The organism is Streptomyces cathayae (genome assembly GCF_029760955.1).
GTDB classification, from domain to species: Bacteria; Actinomycetota; Actinomycetes; order Streptomycetales; family Streptomycetaceae; genus Streptomyces; species Streptomyces cathayae.
Genome location: NZ_CP121682.1, coordinates 201,685 through 220,911, shown reverse-complemented (window position 1 = coordinate 220,911; position 19,227 = coordinate 201,685). Strand labels below are relative to the sequence as shown.

Genomic DNA, 19,227 nt, shown 5'->3' with positions numbered 1-19,227 from the left:
GGCAGGCCGCTTCCATCCGAGCACGGCGTGGGCCGAACCGACGCCCCGAGAGGGCCATGCGGGTGACGCACGGGCAAGCGCGTTCGGGTTTCTGCACGGCGGGCACCGCCGACCGGTGGGCCGCCGGCAGAAGGGGCTGACGGCAGAGGGCAGGCGGCAGAGGGCAGGCGGCAGGGGAGCCGCCGGGCCCGGGGGAGCGGTGCGACGAGGCGGCGGAACGAGACCGGTGAGATTGCCGGTCCGCGCCGGACCCTTCCGCACCGACAGTGGCAACCGCCAGCCCCCGAGGCGGCGCCCACGGCCGGAGCACGGTCACTCCCCCGTTCCACGTCGTACCCCCGTGCACCGGCCGCCGGGCGGCTCGCCGCGACAGAGAGGACCACTCGTCGTGCAGCACCCCCACACCAGCACCTCGGCCGGGACCGTGCACCCGGCCCGCACCCGGCGGGGCGGAACCGGACGGTTCGCCGCACTGGCCGCGGCCGTCGCCGCCGTCGTCGGCCTCACCACCCTCACCGGTCCCGGCGCCCACGCCGCGGACAACCCCTACGAGCGCGGTCCGGCGCCGACCGAATCCAGCATCGAGGCGCTGCGCGGCCCGTACTCCGTCTCCGACATCTCCGTCTCCTCGCTCTCCGTGCGGGGCTTCGGCGGCGGCACCATCTACTACCCGAACAGCACCGCCGACGGAACGTTCGGCGCGATCGCCGTCTCGCCCGGCTACACCGCCTACGAGTCCTCCATCGCCTGGCTGGGCCCGCGCCTGGCCTCGCAGGGCTTCGTGGTGTTCACCATCGACACGAACACCACGCTCGACCAGCCCGCCTCCCGCGGCGACCAGCTGCTGGCCGCGCTGGACTACCTGACCCGGAGCAGTGCGGTCCGCAGCCGTATCGACAGCAGCCGCCTCGGCGTCATGGGCCACTCGATGGGCGGCGGCGGCACCCTCGAAGCCGCCAAGGACCGCCCCTCACTGCAGGCGGCGATCCCGTTGACGCCCTGGAACCTCGACAAGACCTGGCCCGAGGTCCGCACCCCGACCCTGATCTTCGGGGCCGACGGCGACACCATCGCCCCGGTCTCCACCCACGCCAAGCCCCTCTACACCGGTCTGCCGTCCTCCCTCGACCGGGCCTACCTGGAACTGAACAACGCCACCCACTTCACGCCCAACTCGAACAACACCACGATCGCGAAGTACAGCATCTCGTGGCTGAAGCGGTTCATCGACAACGACACCCGCTACGAGCGGTTCCTGTGCCCGCTGCCGCAGCGGAGCCTGACGATCGAGGAGGCACGGGGCAACTGCCCGCACACGTCCTGAGGTTCTGCCGGACCTCGACCCGGTGGCGGCCCGCACGCGGTGCGCGGGCCGCCACCGGCGTTGTGCGGGTGCACCGCAGAGGGCCGCCCGGCTTGGTCCGCGGCACACTCCGTTCCTCGCCTCCACGACGAAAATCCGCTGGTGGAGCGGTGGCCGGGCCGGTCCGTGCGTGCGGACGGATGCCTTCCGCCGTTTCTTACGCGTGAGTAACGTCGCGGAGATGACCGGACAGACGATCCTCGGACCCGCTCCGCTCCGGTACCGCCCGGGGCCCCGACGGCAGGCGCTCGCCGCGCTGCTGGACGGGCTGCGCACCGACGGCGGTGCCCATGTCGTGACCGGTGAACCCGGTGGCGGACGGACGGCCTTCCTGGAGTTCGCCGCACGCTCCTTCCGCGCCGGACCGGTGTGGCACGTCCGGGCCGACCCGGCCCGGGCCCCGCGCCCGCACAGCGGTCTGCGCACCCTGCTGCGTGCCGCCGGCCGCTGCGTAGGCCTGTCCGACGACGGCGCGGCGGACAAGGTGTTCCTGGACGTCCTGCGCGAGGCGTCGGCCCGTTCGGCCCTGCTGGTGTGCGTGGACGACGCGCATCTGTGGGACCCCGCCTCGCGCGCCGTGCTGGGCAGGGCGGCGGCACGCCTGCACGCGGCGGACGACGCCCACCGGGTCGGGCTGCTCCTCACCGTCCCGGGGCACCGGCCCGTGGCGCCGGAGCTGGCCGGGCTGCCGGTGCTGGAGCTGGCCCCGCTCACGCCCGGGGACGCGGCGGGACTCCTGCACGACCTGACGGACGGCGCCGTCGACCCCGCCGTCCGCGACGAGCTGGTGACCGAGGCGCAGGGCAATCCCGCACTGCTGGCGGCCCTGGCCCACCGCCTCTCGCCCGCCCAGCTCCGCGGCCGGCATGCGCTGCCCCGTCCTGTGGCCGACGCCGGGGCACTGGCCGCCGTCGCCGGCGGGTGCCCGGCCGGTGTGCGGCCCGACCACGCCGACCTGCTGGTGTCGGTCGCGGCGGCGACACGTGTCACGGGCGAGCCGGACGCGGAGGCGTCGCTCCTACGGCGGGCGGCGGCCGTGCTCGAAGGACGGGGGAAGGCGCAGGGCGCGGGAGCGGCTGCCACCGTCGTACCGGTACCGCACGCCGAACCATCCTTTGACCCAGAGGAGTTGCCCGACCTGCTGGTGCTCCTCGAGGGTCGGATCCGGTTCCGCAGCGCGCTGCTCGGCAGGGCGGTGTACGCCGGTGCGCCGCCCGAACGCCGCCGCGCCGCGCACCGCGCGCTGGCCGCGGCGCTCCCGGCGCCGCACGGCGTGCCCGCCCTGCTGCACCGCTCGTGGACCGTCCCGGGCCCCGACGCCGGCCTCGCCGCGGAACTGGCCGCCGCCGCGGCCGACGTGATGTCCGGGCTGCCGCCCGGTGTGCGCCGTACGGCCCAGGTGCGTGCCGCCGAACTGACACCGGACGCCGTGGAACGTGCGCACCGGTACACGGCCGCCGCGGAACAGGCCCTGTTCGCCGGGCATCCGCCCGAGGCCCTGCGGCTGCTCGACGCCGCCGTGACCTGTCCGGTGCCCGCCCCGGTGCGGGGCCGTGCCGAACTGCTCCGCGCCAGGGTGCTCCTGGCCGACGGGCCGGTGGACGACGCCCGTGAGTCCTTCCTGCTCGCGGCCTCCCTCCTCGCGGACCCGAGCCCCGCGGAGTCCGGCGCGGCGGTCCTCGGCGCGGCGGACGCGGCGTGGGCCGCGGGCGACCCGGCGGCCTGCCTCCGCGCCCTCGTCCACGAGGCCCCGACCGGGACCGGAGGCCCGGCGGCCCTGTCCGGGATCGGAGGCCTGGCCGCCCTGCCCGGGACCGAGAACCACGGCGCGGCCGCCCTGTCCGGGATCGGAGGCCCGGCGGCCCTGTCCGGGAGCGGAGGCCCGGCGGCCCTGCCTGGGACCGAGAACCACGGCGCGGCCGCCCTGCCCGGGAGCGGAGGCCCGGCCGCCCCGCCCCGCACCGAGAACCACGGTGCGGTCGCCCTGCTCCGCGACCACCGGGACGGCATGCGGGCGGTCCTCCAGGGGCGGTTCGACCTCGCCGCCGCCCCGTTGGCCCGGGTGGTGGACCGGGGCCGTCCCGCCACCGAGCCCGAGCGGCTGCTGCGTTCGGCCGCCGCCGCCCTCATGCTCGGCGACGTGACCGCCGCCCGCCGGGCCGGGGCGCGGGCGCTGGCGGCGGCGCGCACCCAGGGGGCCGCCGCCCTCGAGCCGAGGGCCCTGGAGTACCTGGCCTACGCCGAACTGCGGGCCGGTCGCCACCAGCTCGCCCGGACCCACGCGGAGGAGGGGCTGCGCGCCGCACGCCGGACCGGGCAGCGGAACACGGCCGCCCACCATCACGCGGTGCTGGCCCTCGCGGCGTCGATCGAGGGGGCGCAGGAACGCGTCGCCGAGCACACGGCGACCGCGCTCGCCACGGCCCGGCGGCACGGACTGGCGCAGGCCGCCATGCTCGCCCAGTGGGCGGCGGCCCGTGCCGACCTGGGCGCGGGCCGCCCCCGCGAGGCCGCCGACCGGCTCGGCCCCCTGGTGCGCCCCGGCGCGCGGCGCGGGCACTTCGCGGTGTGGATGCTCGCCGTCCCCTGCTTCGTGGAGGCCGCCGCACTGGCCGGACAGCCCGAACACGCCCGCGCGGTGGTCGAGGACTTCGCGCTGTGGGCCGGGTGCGGCGCCGACCCGCAGGCTCCCGCCCAACTCCTGCGCTGCCGCGCCCTGCTGGCCGCGCCGGAGGCGGCCGACGAGCTGTACCTGCGGGCCCTGGACCGGCACGACGAGACCTTTGGCGACTTCGAACGGGCCCGCACCGAACTGCTGCACGGCAAGTGGCTGCGCCGCCGGCGCCGGCTGCGTGAGGCACGGGCGCGGCTCGGGGAGGCGCTGGTGGACTTCGAACGCTGCGGCGCGCACCTGTGGGCGCGCCAGGCGGGCGCGGAACTGCGCGCGGGCGGCGCGGCGCCGGGCGGGGCCGGTACCGGCGAGCCGCCCCGGAACGCGGGGCGGGACCTGTCCCGGCTGACCCCGCAGCAACTGCGGATCGCACGGTGTGTCGCCGAGGGCGCCACCAACCGGGAAGTGGCCCTGAGCCTGTCCGTCAGCACCCGCACCGTCGACTACCACCTGCGCAACGTCTTCGCGACGCTCGGCGTCCGCTCCCGGGTCGAGCTCGTCCGGCTGGTCGAACAGGCGGAAAAGGCCGGTGCACACCCCTAGGGACCGACCGGACGGTATGCGATCCTTCGGGGCAGGACGAGTCAGGTGGCGCCCGCCCACGGGCTCCGTGGCCGGCCGGTGGCCGGTACGCGGACCGCCGCGCGGGCGCCGCCGGGAAGCCGACCCTGGGGGAGATGCGCGATGCGACACGCCGTACGGCCACGTGGCCTGCCCCGCCCCGGGCCCGTGCCCGCACCCGCACCGCGGTCACGGATTCCGCGGGTGCGGTCACTGATCGACGCCGACGCGCTCCGTGTGCTGCACCGCGCCGCCCGGGTCCTGCTGGACGAGCTGCCCCGGCTCACCGACCAACTGGTCGCCGTGCTCCAGGACCAGGAGCCCGCCTACCGGTCGGCGATCGAGCACGATGCCGCCGAGATCTGGCAGGAGGTGCACCGCTCGCTGCGGCACAGCATCTCCTCGCTGCTGGACCCGCGCGGCGCCCGCGACGCCGCCCGCCGCTGCTCCTGGAAGATCGGCGCCACGCGCGCCGAGCAGGGGCTGCCGCTGGACGCGGTGCTGCACGCCTTCCGCCTCGGCGGCTCCCTGGTGTGGCAGGGACTGGTCGACGAGACCTCCCGGGCGGCCCCCGAGGACGTACGGCTGCTGGTGCACGTGGCGTCGGACGTGTGGCACTTCGTCGACGAGCACTGCACCGTCGTGGCGGACGCCTACCGGCAGACCGAGCGGCACCTGGCCTGGCGGCGGGAGAACAGGGTGCGGCTGCTGACCGGGGCGCTGCTGGACGGAACCAGCAGGATCGCCGACCTGCCCGAGGCCGCGCTCGCGCTGGAGCTGCCGGAGCAGGGCCGGTACGTGGTCGTCGCGGTCGGCGGTGGCGGACTCGGAGCCTGTCCCGGTGCCCAAGCGGTCCTCGCCGAGGGTGTGCGCGTGCACTGGCACACGGGTGTGGACGCGGACCACGGCATCGTACGGGTCGGCGACGACACGGAGCCGGTGGTGGTGGCGGACGAGCAGCCGCCGGGCGTACGGGTGGGGGTCGGCAGCGCCGTCGAAGGGCTCGCGGCGGTGGGAGAGGCGCGCAGGCTGGCGGACACCGCGCTGAGCCTGTGCCCACAGACCGGCGGCACGGTCCGGCTGACGGAACACCTGCCGGCGGCGCTGGTGGTGTCGTCCCCCGACCTCGGCACCGCTCTGGCCGACCGGCTGTTCGGCCCGCTGGCACACCTCGAGCCCGCCGACGCGGAGATCCTGCTGGACACCCTGGCCACCTGGCTGGCCTGCGACGGCTCGGCCCAGCGGGCGAGCAGACGGCTGTACTGCCACCGCAACACCGTCCTCAACCGCCTGCGCCGCTACGAACAGCTGACCGGGCGTTCCCTCTCCCGCCCCTTCGACCTGGTCGAGGTCACCCTCGCCCTGACCGCCCGCAGACTCCTCCCGCGCTGACCGGCATCGCCCGGACCGGACCTAGACCTGCGGGACGTCCTTGACGAACACCACCCCGTCGATCCCGGTCAGACGGGCCGGGTCGAGGGGCATGTAGCCGAACCAGGGGGACTCCCGGGGAGCGGGGGGCCAGTCGCCGAGGAGGCCGGCCAGCAGGGTGCCGTCGACGACGCAGCGGTCCTCCGGCAGCGCGTACAGGAGCCCTTCGAGGCTGTCCGCCGGCGGGGTGTCCACTTCCTGGTGGCGGATCGTGCCCAGGGCCGTGGCGAGGAAGGCGTACTCCTCGCCCAGGCGTGCGCTCACCAGCGCACAGGCGCTCCACCACTCCAGCAGCGGATGGTCCCACATGCGCATCGTGCTCTTGTGCCGCTGGAGATGGGCGTTGTGCGCGAAGACCAGGGTCGGGCCCCGTTCGGCGAGGGCGAGGAGGTTGTCGGCCATCATCCGGTCCCGCTGGCCCAGCAGCCGGGTCATGCGGCCCGGTGAGGTGTCGGCCAGCCAGTAGTGGTAGCGCAGCAGGCCGGTGGCGGTGCGCCCGTACAGGCGCGCCCTCTCCCAGTCGTCCCGCGAGGTCGCCGCGATCAGGTGCGGTGTCTCGGCCTCGAGCAGCGCCACCAGGTCGTCGGCGAGCAGCAGCAGTTCCCCGGCCTCGGCCGTCCGCCCCACGGAGCGGGCCGGGTCCGTCATGACGGCGGGATGGGTCCACCGGTCGTCGGCGCCGAGCAGGCGGTCCAGGGTCTCCGCGGTGCAGGGGAGCAGGTCCGGGGCGAGCCGGGCGGCGAGGAAGCCGTGGAGGGCGGTGAGGGCCTGCCGGGGGCCCGCGGCGCCGGTGATCTCCAGCGGGCCGTCGAAACCGGCGAAGCGGAGCCGCTCGGACGCGGGCCGGCCCTCGTTGTACTCCCGCATCCAGCGCACGAGTTCGCGGTTGGCCGCGGACGCGCCGAACCCGTGGCTGAATCCGCGCCCCATGACCTCGTCGAGGGTGCCCGTGCCCGAGGTGACGTACTCGTCCACGACCAGGCCCATCAGGCAGTCGCTCTCGATCGCCACGGTCCGGTAGCCCTCCCGCTCGACGAGCTGCCGGAAGACGTCGTTGCGCAGGTCGAGCAGGGAGTCCTCGCCGTGGGTGGGCTCGCCGAGGGCGAGCACCCGCGGCCGGGCCCCGAGCAGCTCCGTGACGGCGGCGGCCGTCACGGCACGGGTGATGTCCTTGATGCCGGTATCCATGCCCTCAACGCTATCGTTGAACTCACGGTGGAGACTTTCCCGCGATAACATCGGAATCGTGGGACGAAACCTTCAAAACGCGGAACGGCTCAGGCCGATCGACCTGGCCCGTGGGCACGGGCTGTCCACGCAGGCCGTCCGGAACTACGAGGAGGCCGGCATCCTCCCGCCCGCCGACCGCACCCCCCACGGCTACCGCGTCTACACCCCGCTGCACGCGGGTGCCCTGCGCGCCTTCCTCGCCCTGGTACCCGGCCACGGCCACGCGGTGGCGACGTCGATCATGCGGGCGGTGAACCGGGATGCGGTCGACGAGGCCCTGCGGACCGTCGACGAGAGCCACGCCCGACTGCTCGACGACCGGCGGACCCTGGAGGCGGTGGAGCGCGCCCTCGGCGACCTGACCCCCACCACGGCGGCGTCCGGACCCGGCCCGGCGGCGTCCGGGACCGGCGGACGGTTCATCGGGCCGCTGGCGGGAGAGCTCGGCATCCGGCCCGCGACGCTGCGCAAGTGGGAGCGCGCCGGGCTGGTGAGCCCGCGCCGCGACCCGGTGACCGGCTACCGCGTCTACGCGGAGGCCGACGTACGGGACGCCCGGCTGGCCCACCAACTCAGGCGGGGCGGTTACCTGTTGGAGCAGATCGCCCCGATCGTCGCGCAGGTGCGGTCGGCAGGCGGGCCGGAGCCGCTGGCGGCGGCACTGCACGACTGGCACGGCCGGCTGTCCGCCCGCGGACGGGCCCTGCTGACCGGGGCGGCCGAACTGGAGGCCTACCTCCGCGCCCGCGGCTGACCCCGCCCTGGGCAGCCGCACAACCCGCGGCAGCCCCCGTTGGGACGGCGCAGCGAGCGGGGCCCGGAGCCTGTACCGGCCGTTCGCGCCCGTGGTGTCGTGAGCTCCCCCTGCCGTCCACGCCGTCACCGCCGTGCGGTACGGCCCCGAGGAGCCGTGATGCCCCAAGCACCACCGGACGACCGGCCCGCGCTGCGCGTCGAGAACGTCGACGTGACGTACGGGCGAGCCCTGTCCGCCCTCCGCTCCGTCTCCCTGACCGTGCCGCACGGCGGCGTCGTCACCCTGCTCGGCGCCAACGGCGCGGGCAAGACGACCCTGCTGCGCGCCGTCTCCGGCACGCTGCGCCTGCACCGCGGCACGATCACGGCCGGCCGCATCCGCTACGGCAGCGCCGTGCTCGACGGCAGGGACCCGGTGACGGCGGTACGCGCCGGTGTCGTCCAAGTCCCCGAGGGACGGCGGGTGTTCGCCGGACTCACGGTCGACGAGAACCTCCGCAGCGGCGGCCTGGGACTCGGCCGGCGCGGCCGGGACCAGGTCCACGAGGCGCGGGAGCGCGTGTTCGCGCTCTTCCCCCGGCTCGCCGAACGCACCCACCAGGCCGCGGGCCTGCTGTCCGGGGGCGAGCAGCAGATGCTCGCCATCGGCCGCGCCCTGATGGCCGCTCCCCGGCTGCTCCTCCTCGACGAGCCCTCCCTCGGCCTCGCGCCGCAGATGGTGCAGCGGATCGCCGAGGTGATCCGTGAGATCAACACCCAGGGCACCGCCGTGCTCCTGGTCGAGCAGAACGCGGGCATGGCACTCTCCCTCGCCGATCACGCCCATGTCCTCGAGGTCGGCGAGACCCGCCTGTCCGGTCCCGCCGACGAACTCGCCCGCACCGACGCCGTACGCCGCCTCTACCTGGGCGAGGCCGCCGAGGACCAGGGGGCCGCGTGAACGACCGCACCACCACCGCGCCGCCCGCGCCGCCCGTGCTCGACGTACGGGGCGTCACCGTGCGCTTCGCCGGACTCACCGCGCTCGACGAGGTCTCCTTCACCGTCGCCCCGGGCTCGGTGCACGCGCTCATCGGCCCCAACGGCGCCGGCAAGTCGACCTGCTTCAACGTGCTGTCCGGGCTGTGCCGTCCGTCGGCCGGCACGGTGGCACTCGGCGACACCGAGCTGACCCGGCTCGCCCCGCACCGCATCGCCGCGCTCGGTGTGGCCCGCACCTTCCAGAACATCGTCACCACCCACGGCACGGTCGCCGACAACCTGATGCTCGGCCGGCACGCCCTGTCCCGCGCCGGCTTCGCCGCCGGCGCGCTGCGTCTGCCGCGGGCGGTGCGAGAACAGCGCGAGCACCTCGCCCGGGCCCGCGAGATCGCCGAACTGACCGGCCTCGGCGCCCACTTCGACAGCCCCGTGGCGCTGCTGCCGTACGGCGACCGCAAGCGCGTGGAACTCGCCCGGGCCCTCTGCCTGGAACCGCGGGTGCTGCTGCTCGACGAACCGGTGGCGGGCATGAACTCCGCCGAACGCGCCCGCACGGCCGAGGTCGTGGGCGAACTGCGCTCCGAACTCGGCCTGTCCGTCCTCCTGGTGGAGCACGACATGGGACTGGTCATGCGGCTCGCCGACGACGTCACCGTGCTCGACTTCGGCCGTCCCATGGCCCACGGCACCCCCGACGAGGTCCGCCAGGACCCCGAGGTGCTGCGCGCCTACCTCGGCACCGACACACAGGGGAAGGACGCGGCATGACCGGGTTCCTGGACAACATCCTCGGCGGCATCGCGCTCGGCGCGGTCTACGCGCTGGTCGCCCTCGGCTTCGTCGTCATCTTCAAGGCGTCCGGCGTCCTCAACTTCGCCCACGGCTCCCTGCTCCTGTTCGGCGGGTACCTCACCGCCGTCCTCCACGACGACCTCGGCTTCGCCGGCGCGCTGGCGCTGGCGGTCCTCGCCACCGCGGCCCTCGCGGGCGCACTCGACCGGTTCCTGCTGCAACGCGGCGGACAGGACGCGCACTCCGCCCATGTGCAGACCATCGTCACCATCGGCATCGACATCGTCCTGCTGACCGACCTGGCCCGGCGCATCGGCGGCGACCTGCTGTCCCTGGGCGACCCGTGGGGCGACGCGGTGACCGAACTGGGACCGGTGACCGTCGCCGACAGCCGGCTCGCGGCGATCGCGGTGTCCGCGGTGGTCATCGGCGCCGTGTTCGCGCTCTTCCGGTTCACCTCGTGGGGGCTCTCCCTGCGGGCGGCGGCGGAGGACCTGGAGGCCGCCGCCCTGATGGGCGTACGGCTCAGCCGGGTGCGGGCGGGCGCCTGGTGCCTGGCGGGCGCGCTCGCCGCGCTGGCCGCGGTGTTCCTCGCCGCGTTCCCGGCACCGGGCCTGGAGCGCACCACCGGCCAGATCGCCCTCAACGCGTTCCCGGCCGCGATCCTCGGCGGGCTGGCCTCCCCGACCGGCGCCCTCGCGGGCAGCCTGCTCATCGGCCTGACCGAGGCGCTGGTCGTCGGCTACCAGTCCGACCTGCACGTCCTCGGTGAGGGCTTCGGCGACGTCGCCCCGTACGCCGTGATGCTGCTGGTGCTCCTGGTACGGCCCGCCGGGCTGTTCGGAGCGAAGGGGGCGGCCCGTGTCTGACCGCCTCCTCGGTGCCCTGACCCACCGCCCGGTCCGCGTCCTGCTCCTCGCCGCCGTCCTGTGCCTCCCGCCGTTCTACCTGGACGCCTTCTGGCTCCGCATCGGCCTGTTCTCCATGGCGGCGGCCATCGGTGCCGTCGGCCTCGCCCTGCTCACCGGCACGGCGGGTCAACTCTCCCTCGGCCACGCCTTCTTCCTCGCCGTCGGCGCCTACGGCTACGCCTATCTGGCGGGCGAGCCCGGACCGGGACTGCCCCCGGCCCTCGCCGCCCTCCTCGCCGTGGCGCTCACCGGAGCGGCGGGCGGGCTGTTCAGCCCCGTCGCCGCCCGGGTGAAGGGCATCTACCTGGGCATCGCCACCCTCGCCCTGGTCTTCCTCGGCCACCACGTCCTGCTGACCGCCGACTCCGTCACCGGCGGATTCAACGGCCGCTCCGTGCCCCCGTTCACCCTCGGCGGCTTCACCTTCGCGGAGAGCGATCCCGAACTGACCGTGCTCGGGGTGCCGTTCGGCGCGGAGGAGCGGTTGTGGTTCCTGGGCCTGGCGCTGTTCGGGTTCACCTGGTTCACCGCCCGCGGCCTGCTGCGCGGCCGTTCCGGGCGGGCCCTGGCCGCCCTGCGCGACAGCGAGACCGCGGCGGCGGTGATGGGCGTCGACGTCGCCCGCCACCGCTCGGCGGCCTTCGTGGTGTCGTCCCTGTACGCGGGCCTGGCGGGCGTGCTCCTCGCACTCTCCTTCCGCCGGGTCGTCCCGGACTACTTCTCCCTGGTCCTCTCCGTCGACTACCTCGCCATGATCGTCATCGGCGGGCTCGGCTCCGTCGCCGGCGCCACCGCCGGCGCCGTGTTCGTCACCGCGCTCCCGCTGCTGATGACCCGCTACGCCGACCAGCTCCCGCTGGTGGCCGCCCCCGGCTCGGGGGAGGGCTTCGTGGGCCCCACCGAGGCCGCCCGCTATCTCTACGGCGCCGCGATCGTCGTCGTCCTGCTGTACGCGCCGGACGGGCTGCACGGCCTGGCCCGCCGGCTCTGCGACCGGGTACGACGCGGCCGCCACCGTGCCCCCGCCACGGACCCTGCCGACCCTGCCGACCCTGCCGACCCTGCCGACCCTGCCGACCCTGCCGGCTCGGTTTCCTCACCACCGCCCCCGGCCGCAGCCGCACGATCCAAGGAGCACACCCCGTGAACACCACGCATCACCGGCCCCGCGACCGGCGCCGCACCGCCCCCGCCGCGCTCGCCGGCGCCCTCGCCCTGCTGCTCGCGGCCACCGGATGCAGTTCCAAGGCGGACGACGGCAACGGGGGCGGCGACGCCGCCGACGGCGTCCGCACCGGCCCCGGCGTCAGCGCCGGGACCATCAGGCTGGGCGCCCTCACCGACCTGACCGGCCCCTACGCCACGCTCGGCAAGAGCATCGTGCAGGCCCAGCAGATGTGGGCCGAGGAGACCAACGCCGACGGCGGCATCTGCGACCGCGAGGTGGAGATCGTCGTCAAGGACCACGGTTACGACGTGCAGAAGGCGGTCACCGCCTACGCCGACATCGCCCCGGACGTCGTCGCCCTGCCCCAGGTCATCGGCTCGCCGGTTGTCGCCGCCCTGCTCGACGACATCGAGCGCGACAAGATGCTCACCTTCCCGCAGGCCTGGGCGGCCTCCCTGCTCGGCAAGGACGCCGTCCAGGTCCTCGGCACCACCTACGACGTCGACATGATCGCCGCGGTCGACTTCCTCACCCGCACCAAGGGGCTGAAGAAGGGCGACACCATCGGCCACGTCTACTTCGAGGGCGACTACGGCGCCAACGCGCTGGAAGGCTCCACCTGGGCGGCGGAGCAGGCCGGGCTGAAGGTGGTCGGCCAGAAGATCCAGGCCACGGACACCGACCTGTCCGCGCAGGTCTCGGCCCTGCGCAAGGAGGGCGTGAAGGCCGTCCTGATCAGCGCGGGACCCGCCCAGACGGCCTCCCTCGTCGGCGTCGCCGCCTCCCGCGGCCTGCGCGTCCCCGTCGTCAGCAGCGCGCCGGGCTACGCGCCCCAGCTGATGGAGACGCCCGCCGCACCGGCGCTGGCGGCCATGCTGCACATCGTGAGCGCCGCGCCCGCCGTCAGCTCCGAACTGCCGGGCGTGCGGCGCATGGTGGCGTCGTACAAGAAGAAGTACCCGGACTCGCCGGTCGACTCCGGGGTGCTGTCCGGCTACAACGCCGCGCAGCTCATGGGCGCCGACCTGAAGGCGGCCTGCGCGGCGGGCGGCCTCAGCCGCGAGGACGTGGTCACGGCGCACCGCTCCCAGAAGAACGCCGACACCGGCCTCGGTACCGCGCAGAACTTCTCCGAGGCCGACCGTCCGGCGAGCGTCGAGACGTATGTGCTCAAGCCCGACGCGAAGGCGGTCGGCAGCGTGGTGAACGCCGAGGAGGCACACACGGCCCCGGGCGTCGAGACGTACCTGTCCTCGCGTTAGGCACGCCGGACACCCGAAACGGCCCCGGCGGTCCCGCGGAGGGAGGCCGGCCGGGGCCGCCGGGAGCGGCCCCGGCCGGCCTCGTGTGAGGACGAGCCGACGGCCCGGCTCAGCCCATGGTGCCCAGACGGGCCTCGCGCCACAGGTCGACGCCGCCGTCGGTGGCGTACTTGTCGATCTCGGCCAGCTCCTCGTCGCTGAAGTCCAGGTTCTCCAGCGCGGCGACGTTCTGCTCCAGCTGCTCGGTGCGGGACGCGCCGATGACCAGCGAGGTGACCCGCCGGTCCCGCAGGGCCCAGGCCAGTGCCATCTGGGCGAGCGTCTGCCCGCGGCGGGCCGCGATGTCGTTGAGGGCGCGCAGCCGGCGCAGCATGTCGTCCGTCAGCCACGCTGCGTCGAACGACTTGCCCTGCGTCGCCCGCGAACCCTCCGGCACACCCTCCAGATACCGCCCGGTGAGCAGACCCTGCGCCAGCGCGGTGAACCCGATGATTCCGAAGCCCTCCTCCTGGGCCACGTCCAGCAGCCCCTCCGTCTCGATCCAGCGGTTCAGCATGTTGTACGAGGGCTGGTGGATCAGCAGCGGAGTTCCCAGGTCCCGGAGGATGGCGACCGCCTGCCGGGTGCGCTCGGCGTCGTAGGAGGAGATGCCGACGTACAGGGCCTTGCCCTGGCGGACCGCGGTGTCGAGCGCGCCCATGGTCTCCTCGAGGGGAGTGGTGGCGTCGAGCCGGTGGGAGTAGAAGATGTCCACGTAGTCCAGGCCCATGCGCTCCAGCGACTGGTCCAGGGAGGCGAGCAGGTACTTGCGCGAGCCGCCGCCCTGGCCGTAGGGGCCCGGCCACATGTCCCAGCCCGCCTTGGTGGAGATCACCAGCTCGTCCCGGTACGGGGCCAGGTCCTGCTTCATCAGCCGGCCGAAGTTGATCTCCGCGGCCCCGTAGGGCGGACCGTAGTTGTTGGCCAGGTCGTGGTGGGTGATGCCGAGGTCGAAGGCGCGCAGGGCGATCTCACGCTGGGCCTCGAAGGCCCGGTCGTCGCCGAAGTTGTGCCAGTAGCCCAGGGACAGCAGGGGGAGGTCGAGTCCCGAACGACCGGTGCGCCGGTAGCGCATGGTGCCGTCGTAGCGCTCGGGATTGATGACGTGGTTCATCTGGTGTTCTCCGGGTGCGATGCAGGAATGTCCCGCGGGACGTGGGAACCCTGTCCACACTGCCTCCGCGTGATCAGGAAGTCCAACCGATCCTTCGCACAGGACTGAGCGGCGCGGCTTCTGAATCCTGGGGACCGTCGTAGGACCGGCGGGGGCCGATTGACGGATTGCCGTCCCCGCCCGGCGGGCAGGGAGGCTCTGAGTGTCATGAGCACGACTGCCCTTCCCCCACAAGGAGGTCGACCATGCGCATCCGTACGCTGACCGGAAGCCTGGCCACGGTTCTGGTGATGTCCTTCCCCCTGCTGTCGGGCGGCCAGGCCGTGGCCGCCCCGTCCGGTGTACCGGAGCAGTCCCTGGCCGCCCGCGTGCTCACCTACGACGCGAGCGGCTCCGCGGAGTTCAGGTCCGCCGTCGACCGCGGCGCGGCGGTCTGGAACGAGAGCGTCGACGCCGTGGAACTCCGCCCGGCCGCGTCCGGGCAGCGCGCCGACATCCGGGTCCTGGCGGACAACGGCTGGCCCCGCGCCCTGCCCGCCGGCCTGGGCGGCGGCACCGTCTACATCGGCCGCCAGGCCGTGACCCAGGGATACGACACGATCCGCATCTCGGCCCACGAACTCGGGCACATCCTGGGCCTGCCGGACCGCAAGCCGGGCCCCTGCTCCAGCCTGATGTCCGGCTCCAGCGCGGGAACCGCGTGCACCAACCGTTACCCGAACGCGGCGGAGAGGGCGGAGGTCGAGAGGAACTTCGCGGGCGCCCGATCCGGCACGGGCGGGGCGGAGCGGACGGGTTCGGCAGGGCAGGCGGGTCCGGTGCCACGCGCCGTGCCGGTCATGGACTGACCGGCGGCGACACCGCACCCACCGGACCACCTCCCGCGCCGCTCGCCCGCCCGATGTGACTGCCCGAGGCGAGTGTGGTTATGATTGACGCACGTCAAGGCGCCGGAACTCCCGGAGCCAGACCGTGCGTTGGTCGTCCAAGGAAAGACGCCCCGCTTCCTGCGGGGAGATGCAGGTGCAAGGCCTGCCCAGCGCTCCACCACAAGCCCGGTTCCCGAACCTCGTGTTCGGGAACCGGGCTTGCGTCGTTGCTGCTCCGTGCCGTGGGGAAGTGGGTCAGGCGGTGTGCAGGGTCAGGCCGTAGCGGCCCAGGATCTCGTTGATCGGCTGGAACCAGGTCTCGCCCCCGCCGGAACAGTTGCCCCAGCCGCCGGAGGTGACGCCCTGCGCCTGGTCACCGCTGATGAACGAGCCGCCCGAGTCGCCGGGTTCGGCGCAGACGCTCGTCTTCGTCATCTGGTGCACCGCGCCCTGGCTGTAGTTGACGGTCTCGTTCTTGGCCAGGACCCTGCCGCAGTGCCAGTGGGTCGTCGACCCGGAGCGGCAGATGGAGGCGCCCACGGGAGCCTCGTTCGAGCCGCGCACCAGTTGGTCGGAGACCGTGCCCCAGCCGAGCACCACCGGGACCGTCCACCAGCCGCTGCCCACGTTGACCCACGCGTAGTCGTCGCCCGGGAACGAGGAGCCCTGGAAGTTGCCGATGTACGAGCCGTCCCAGCCCCGCACCTGGCCGCCCACGCCCCCACAGTGCCCGGCGGTCACGAAGCCGCCGTGCACCGAGAAGCCGATGGAGCAGCGGACGTTGCCCGTGTAGTAGGGGTCACCGCCCACCGTCCCCGCGGCGAAGGTCTCCGCGGCGGCCTCCACGGTGCGCACGGTGACCGGCCCGGCCTCGCGGGCCTCGGAGAGGAAGCGGCGGACATCGTTGTCGGCCCGTTCGCCCTCGACGACGTTCACCACCACCGTGTTGGCGGTCGGATCGACGGACCAACTGCTCACGCCCGAAGGCGCGTCGAGGCGGTCCAGCCGGGCCTTGGCCGCGTCGAGCTGCCGTGCGCTGTGCTCGACGACGCGGACGGCCGCACCGGAGGAGCGGAGGTCACGGACCGTCGACGCGTCCGCGTCCGAGGTGACCGCGACGGTCAGTTTCTCGCTCTTGGCGTCGAACCAGGCGCCGCCGTAAGCGGATCCGGCGGCCTCGAGGGCCTCGGTCTCGAGGTCGGCGGCCCGTTGTTCGGCGGCCAGCCGCGCCTCGGCCCGGGCGGGGGAGAGGCCGAAGTCCCGCTGCATCGCCTGCAGCAGGGCCGCGGAGGCCGGTGCGGAATCGGCCCGGGCGGCGGATCCGGCGGATCCGGCGGTGTCGCTCGCCGAGGCGGGCAGGGTGCCGGCCGCGGTCCAGCTGCCGATCATGAGCAGGGCGGCCACGCACGCATGCGTGAGTCGGGTGCGTCTCATGGGAAGGTGCCCTTCGTCGTTCCAGCAAGGTGGGGGTGGAACAACCGACTCTGAGAGCGCTCTCATCGGAATTGGGCAGAGCCTAGCGGGACCGGGGCGTCAGGTCCATGCCAATGCAGGAAATCCATGGGAGCCGAGCGGGTGACGCAGCCGGCCATGTCCTGATCCGAGGGTGACGTGTCCTGAAGGACGGGCGCAGTAGGGTCCTGCCTGAGGTTGAGTGGTCCCCATGTCCCCTTTCTCTTTTTCTTCCCCACCATCCGCGCGACCGCCCTGACGGCCCCGACCACGCCGACCGTTCCGAACCACTCGGCGGCCCCCGACCGGCCGGCCCGTCCCCCACGACCCTGGAGTTCAGCCATGACCGACACCCCGACCACCGCCCTCGCCGGCGTCACCCTGCCCGACAGCCGGCTCGTCCGCGAAGCCACCGAACTGGTCCGGGAGGCGGCCAACGACACCGTCTACCACCACTCCCGCCGCGTCTACTTCTTCGGCACCCTGCGCGGGCAGACCCGCGGTCTGCAGGCCGACCCCGAACTGCTCTACGTCGGCGCGATGTTCCACGACCTGGGCCTGACCGAGCGGCACCGCGACAGCAAGCAGCGGTTCGAGATCGACGGCGCCGACGAGGCCCGGGACTTCCTGCGCCGCCACGGGATCGCCGACGACGCCGCCCATCTGGTGTGGGAGGGCATCGCCCTGCACACCACCCCGGAGATCCCCTGGCACATGGCTCCCGAGGTCGCCCTGGTGACCGCGGGCGTCGAGGCCGACGTGCTGGGCATCGGCCGCGACGAGATCCCCGCTCCGGCGCTCGCCGAGGTCGTGGCCGCGCACCCCCGCCCCGACTTCAAGCGGAACATCCTCAAGGAGTTCACGCAGGGCATCGCGCACCGCCCGGAGACCACCTTCGGCAACGTCAAGGCCGACGTCCTGGAGCGCTATGTGCCCGGATACGTGCGCCAGAACTTCGTCGACGTCATCCTGGACTCCGACTGGCCCGAGTGACCGGTCCCCCCTCTTCCCGCTCTTCCCGTCCCTCCCGCCCGCACCGAGAGCCGCACACCAGGACCGGCGGCGGCTCTCGGCGGGATCCACCCGTCCGAGGACCCCATGCCGAGTCCCTCCTCCCACACGGTCGCCGTCCTGCTGTACGAGGGGGTGCAGCTGCTGGACGTCGCCGGACCGCTGGACGCGTTCGCCGCCGCCAACGAGTACGGCGGCGGATACGACCTGCGGACCGCCTCGCTGAACGGCGCGGCCGTCCGCACCAGCTCAGGCGTCCTGCTGGGCGTCGACTGCTCCGTGGACGGCCTGCCCGGGGAGCTGGGCACGCTGATCGTGCCCGGGGCGCCGGACTGGCGGCCCTCGGTCCTGGACCGCGACCTGCGGCAGGCCCTCACGGCACTCGCCACCGGTGCCCGCCGCACCGCCGCCGTGTGCGCCGGCGCCTTCCCGCTGGCCTCGACCGGTCTGCTGGACGGCCGCAGGGCAGCCACCCACTGGGAACTGGCCCGGCACCTCGCCGACCGGTTCCCCAGGGTCCAGGTCGACGCGGACTCGATCTTCGTCCGCGACGGCACCTTCTACACCTCGGCCGGGGTCACCTCCGGCATCGATCTCACCCTCGCGCTGATCGAGGAGGACCTGGGCGCCGACGCCGCCCGCGCCGTCGCCCGGCACCTGGTGGTCTTCCTCGCCCGGCCGGGCGGGCAGTCCCAGTTCAGTGTCCGCGCCCGGATCGGTCAGCCCCGCACCCCGGCGCTGCGCACGGTACTGGACCTCGTCACCGAGAATCCGGCGGCCGAGCACACCCTCGACTCCCTCGCCCGCCAGGTCGGGCTCAGCCCCAGGCACCTCACCCGGCTCTTCCGGGCGGAGACCGACACCTCGCCCGCGCGGTTCGTGGAGCACGTACGCCTGGAAGCGGCCTGCACCCTGCTGGTGACCGGGACCGACCCGCTGGACGCCGTCGCCCGGCACGCCGGATTCGGCAGCCCGGAAACCATGCGCCGGGTCTTCCAACGCGAACTCGGCATCACCCCCGGCGCCTACCGCACCCGCTTCAGCACCACCGCGGGATCGCCCCACCGGCACATACCGAACGCCTGAGCCACAGACCCTCCCGGGGCATCCGAAGGCGTCCGGGGACGCGACCGGTGATGCGGCAGTGGAGCACCGCGGCCGGAGCGCGCCGAGTGCGCCCCGTCGCGGTGCCGGAGGCTTGACGCGGCGGGACGCGCTCGGCGCTCCTGGGATTCATCCGCGGTGCACCGGGGTTCACCCCGGTGGTGAAGCGAATCCGGCGGCTGCGACGCGGAGCGTCGCGGGATCGTTCCGGCGGAGCCGGATTCAGCCGATCCGCCCCGGGCGTTCGGCTGTGCGCGGGTGGTGTACGACGACGCCGTCGCCGCCAGGTAACAGGCCCGAGCCGCCCGCCGCTTCGTACGCGACCGCCCCGGCCGGCCGGCGCGGTCAGGCGCACGCTGGAGGAGGCGGGCCGGCTGCGCGACCGGTGAGGGCCCCGTGCACGCCGGGGCCGGCACCCGGGGGCACTCCCCCTGCGGGACCGCCCGCTGCGGGACGCCCGCGGCGACCGGGGGCGGGCGCCCCGGCACCGGGCGGCCGGAACACCGTATGAC

General features: G+C 74.2%; 15 protein-coding genes. 12 read left to right on the top strand and 3 right to left on the bottom strand.

From position 1 onward, the window contains the following. The first annotated feature begins 388 nt into the window (after window positions 1–388). The 3 genes from bdeA to PYS65_RS01030 all read left to right on the top strand — a co-directional run bounded on the left by bdeA (window position 389) and on the right by PYS65_RS01030 (window position 5,987). Window positions 389–1,324, top strand: coding sequence for a bis(hydroxyethyl) terephthalate hydrolase (gene bdeA / locus PYS65_RS01040; RefSeq protein ID WP_423836060.1), 936 nt, complete (start codon window positions 389–391; stop codon window positions 1,322–1,324). Between the two features lie 220 nt (window positions 1,325–1,544). Beyond that, on the top strand, window positions 1,545–4,577 hold the full coding sequence (locus tag PYS65_RS01035) for a helix-turn-helix transcriptional regulator (protein WP_279331770.1): 3,033 nt from the start codon (window positions 1,545–1,547) through the stop codon (window positions 4,575–4,577). A 141-nt stretch (window positions 4,578–4,718) separates the two neighbouring features. Next, a complete protein-coding gene (locus PYS65_RS01030) occupies window positions 4,719–5,987 on the top strand; it encodes an RsbRD N-terminal domain-containing protein (protein WP_279331769.1) in 1,269 nt (422 codons plus the stop codon). Between the two features lie 21 nt (window positions 5,988–6,008). Here PYS65_RS01030 and PYS65_RS01025 read toward each other — a convergent pair whose 3' ends face one another. After that, window positions 6,009–7,214, bottom strand: a complete 1,206-nt coding sequence (locus PYS65_RS01025) for an erythromycin esterase family protein (protein WP_279331768.1) — start codon at window positions 7,212–7,214, stop codon at window positions 6,009–6,011. A gap of 58 nt (window positions 7,215–7,272) precedes the next feature. Between PYS65_RS01025 and PYS65_RS01020 the strand changes: the two genes are divergently transcribed. The 6 genes from PYS65_RS01020 (at window position 7,273) to PYS65_RS00995 (ending at window position 13,126) form a co-directional block, all read left to right on the top strand. Then, window positions 7,273–8,010 carry a TioE family transcriptional regulator gene (locus PYS65_RS01020; protein WP_279331767.1) on the top strand — a complete coding sequence of 246 codons (738 nt, stop codon included), beginning with the start codon at window positions 7,273–7,275 and terminating at the stop codon, window positions 8,008–8,010. Between the two features lie 159 nt (window positions 8,011–8,169). Continuing rightward, complete coding sequence (locus tag PYS65_RS01015; RefSeq protein WP_279331766.1) at window positions 8,170–8,952, top strand: ABC transporter ATP-binding protein; 783 nt, start codon at window positions 8,170–8,172, stop codon at window positions 8,950–8,952. Next, window positions 8,949–9,761 carry an ABC transporter ATP-binding protein gene (locus tag PYS65_RS01010; RefSeq protein ID WP_279331765.1) on the top strand — a complete coding sequence of 271 codons (813 nt, stop codon included), beginning with the start codon at window positions 8,949–8,951 and terminating at the stop codon, window positions 9,759–9,761. Before PYS65_RS01015 ends, PYS65_RS01010 begins: the two co-directional genes overlap by 4 nt. Next, a complete protein-coding gene (locus tag PYS65_RS01005; RefSeq protein WP_279331764.1) occupies window positions 9,758–10,654 on the top strand; it encodes a branched-chain amino acid ABC transporter permease in 897 nt (298 codons plus the stop codon). The genes PYS65_RS01010 and PYS65_RS01005 overlap by 4 nt, the downstream gene beginning before the upstream one ends. Continuing rightward, window positions 10,647–11,843, top strand: a complete 1,197-nt coding sequence (locus PYS65_RS01000; RefSeq protein ID WP_279331763.1) for a branched-chain amino acid ABC transporter permease — start codon at window positions 10,647–10,649, stop codon at window positions 11,841–11,843. The genes PYS65_RS01005 and PYS65_RS01000 overlap by 8 nt, the downstream gene beginning before the upstream one ends. Continuing rightward, window positions 11,840–13,126 (top strand): ABC transporter substrate-binding protein, encoded by a 1,287-nt coding sequence (locus tag PYS65_RS00995; protein ID WP_279331762.1) that lies wholly within the window; start codon window positions 11,840–11,842, stop codon window positions 13,124–13,126. The genes PYS65_RS01000 and PYS65_RS00995 overlap by 4 nt, the downstream gene beginning before the upstream one ends. A gap of 109 nt (window positions 13,127–13,235) precedes the next feature. Here PYS65_RS00995 and mgrA read toward each other — a convergent pair whose 3' ends face one another. Next, complete coding sequence (mgrA, locus tag PYS65_RS00990; protein WP_279331761.1) at window positions 13,236–14,279, bottom strand: L-glyceraldehyde 3-phosphate reductase; 1,044 nt, start codon at window positions 14,277–14,279, stop codon at window positions 13,236–13,238. Between the two features lie 245 nt (window positions 14,280–14,524). Between mgrA and PYS65_RS00985 the strand changes: the two genes are divergently transcribed. Continuing rightward, on the top strand, window positions 14,525–15,127 hold the full coding sequence (locus PYS65_RS00985) for a snapalysin family zinc-dependent metalloprotease (RefSeq protein ID WP_279331760.1): 603 nt from the start codon (window positions 14,525–14,527) through the stop codon (window positions 15,125–15,127). 276 nt (window positions 15,128–15,403) lie between these two features. Here PYS65_RS00985 and PYS65_RS00980 read toward each other — a convergent pair whose 3' ends face one another. Then, window positions 15,404–16,582 (bottom strand): S1 family peptidase, encoded by a 1,179-nt coding sequence (locus PYS65_RS00980; RefSeq protein ID WP_279331759.1) that lies wholly within the window; start codon window positions 16,580–16,582, stop codon window positions 15,404–15,406. A gap of 360 nt (window positions 16,583–16,942) precedes the next feature. Between PYS65_RS00980 and PYS65_RS00975 the strand changes: the two genes are divergently transcribed. Together PYS65_RS00975 and PYS65_RS00970 are read left to right on the top strand one after the other, a co-directional pair. Beyond that, the gene (locus PYS65_RS00975) at window positions 16,943–17,593 is read left to right on the top strand and encodes an HD domain-containing protein (protein WP_279331757.1); all 651 of its coding nucleotides are present in this window, start codon (window positions 16,943–16,945) and stop codon (window positions 17,591–17,593) included. Window positions 17,594–17,698: 105 nt separating this feature from the next. After that, window positions 17,699–18,697 carry a GlxA family transcriptional regulator gene (locus tag PYS65_RS00970; RefSeq protein ID WP_279331756.1) on the top strand — a complete coding sequence of 333 codons (999 nt, stop codon included), beginning with the start codon at window positions 17,699–17,701 and terminating at the stop codon, window positions 18,695–18,697. The last annotated feature ends 530 nt before the right edge of the window (window positions 18,698–19,227 follow it).

Excerpts from the sequence above, each read along its gene's own strand:
- PYS65_RS01025 (WP_279331768.1), bottom strand. The coding sequence starts at position 7,214 with ATGGATACCGGCATCAAGGACATCACCCGTGCCGTGACGGCCGCCGCC.
- PYS65_RS00975 (WP_279331757.1), top strand. The coding sequence starts at position 16,943 with ATGACCGACACCCCGACCACCGCCCTCGCCGGCGTCACCCTGCCCGAC.
- PYS65_RS01035 (WP_279331770.1), top strand. The coding sequence starts at position 1,545 with ATGACCGGACAGACGATCCTCGGACCCGCTCCGCTCCGGTACCGCCCG.
- PYS65_RS01005 (WP_279331764.1), top strand. The coding sequence starts at position 9,758 with ATGACCGGGTTCCTGGACAACATCCTCGGCGGCATCGCGCTCGGCGCG.
- PYS65_RS01015 (WP_279331766.1), top strand. The coding sequence starts at position 8,170 with ATGCCCCAAGCACCACCGGACGACCGGCCCGCGCTGCGCGTCGAGAAC.
- PYS65_RS01030 (WP_279331769.1), top strand. The coding sequence starts at position 4,719 with ATGCGACACGCCGTACGGCCACGTGGCCTGCCCCGCCCCGGGCCCGTG.
- PYS65_RS00985 (WP_279331760.1), top strand. The coding sequence starts at position 14,525 with ATGCGCATCCGTACGCTGACCGGAAGCCTGGCCACGGTTCTGGTGATG.
- PYS65_RS00980 (WP_279331759.1), bottom strand. The coding sequence starts at position 16,582 with ATGAGACGCACCCGACTCACGCATGCGTGCGTGGCCGCCCTGCTCATG.
- mgrA (WP_279331761.1), bottom strand. The coding sequence starts at position 14,279 with ATGAACCACGTCATCAATCCCGAGCGCTACGACGGCACCATGCGCTAC.
- PYS65_RS00970 (WP_279331756.1), top strand. The coding sequence starts at position 17,699 with ATGCCGAGTCCCTCCTCCCACACGGTCGCCGTCCTGCTGTACGAGGGG.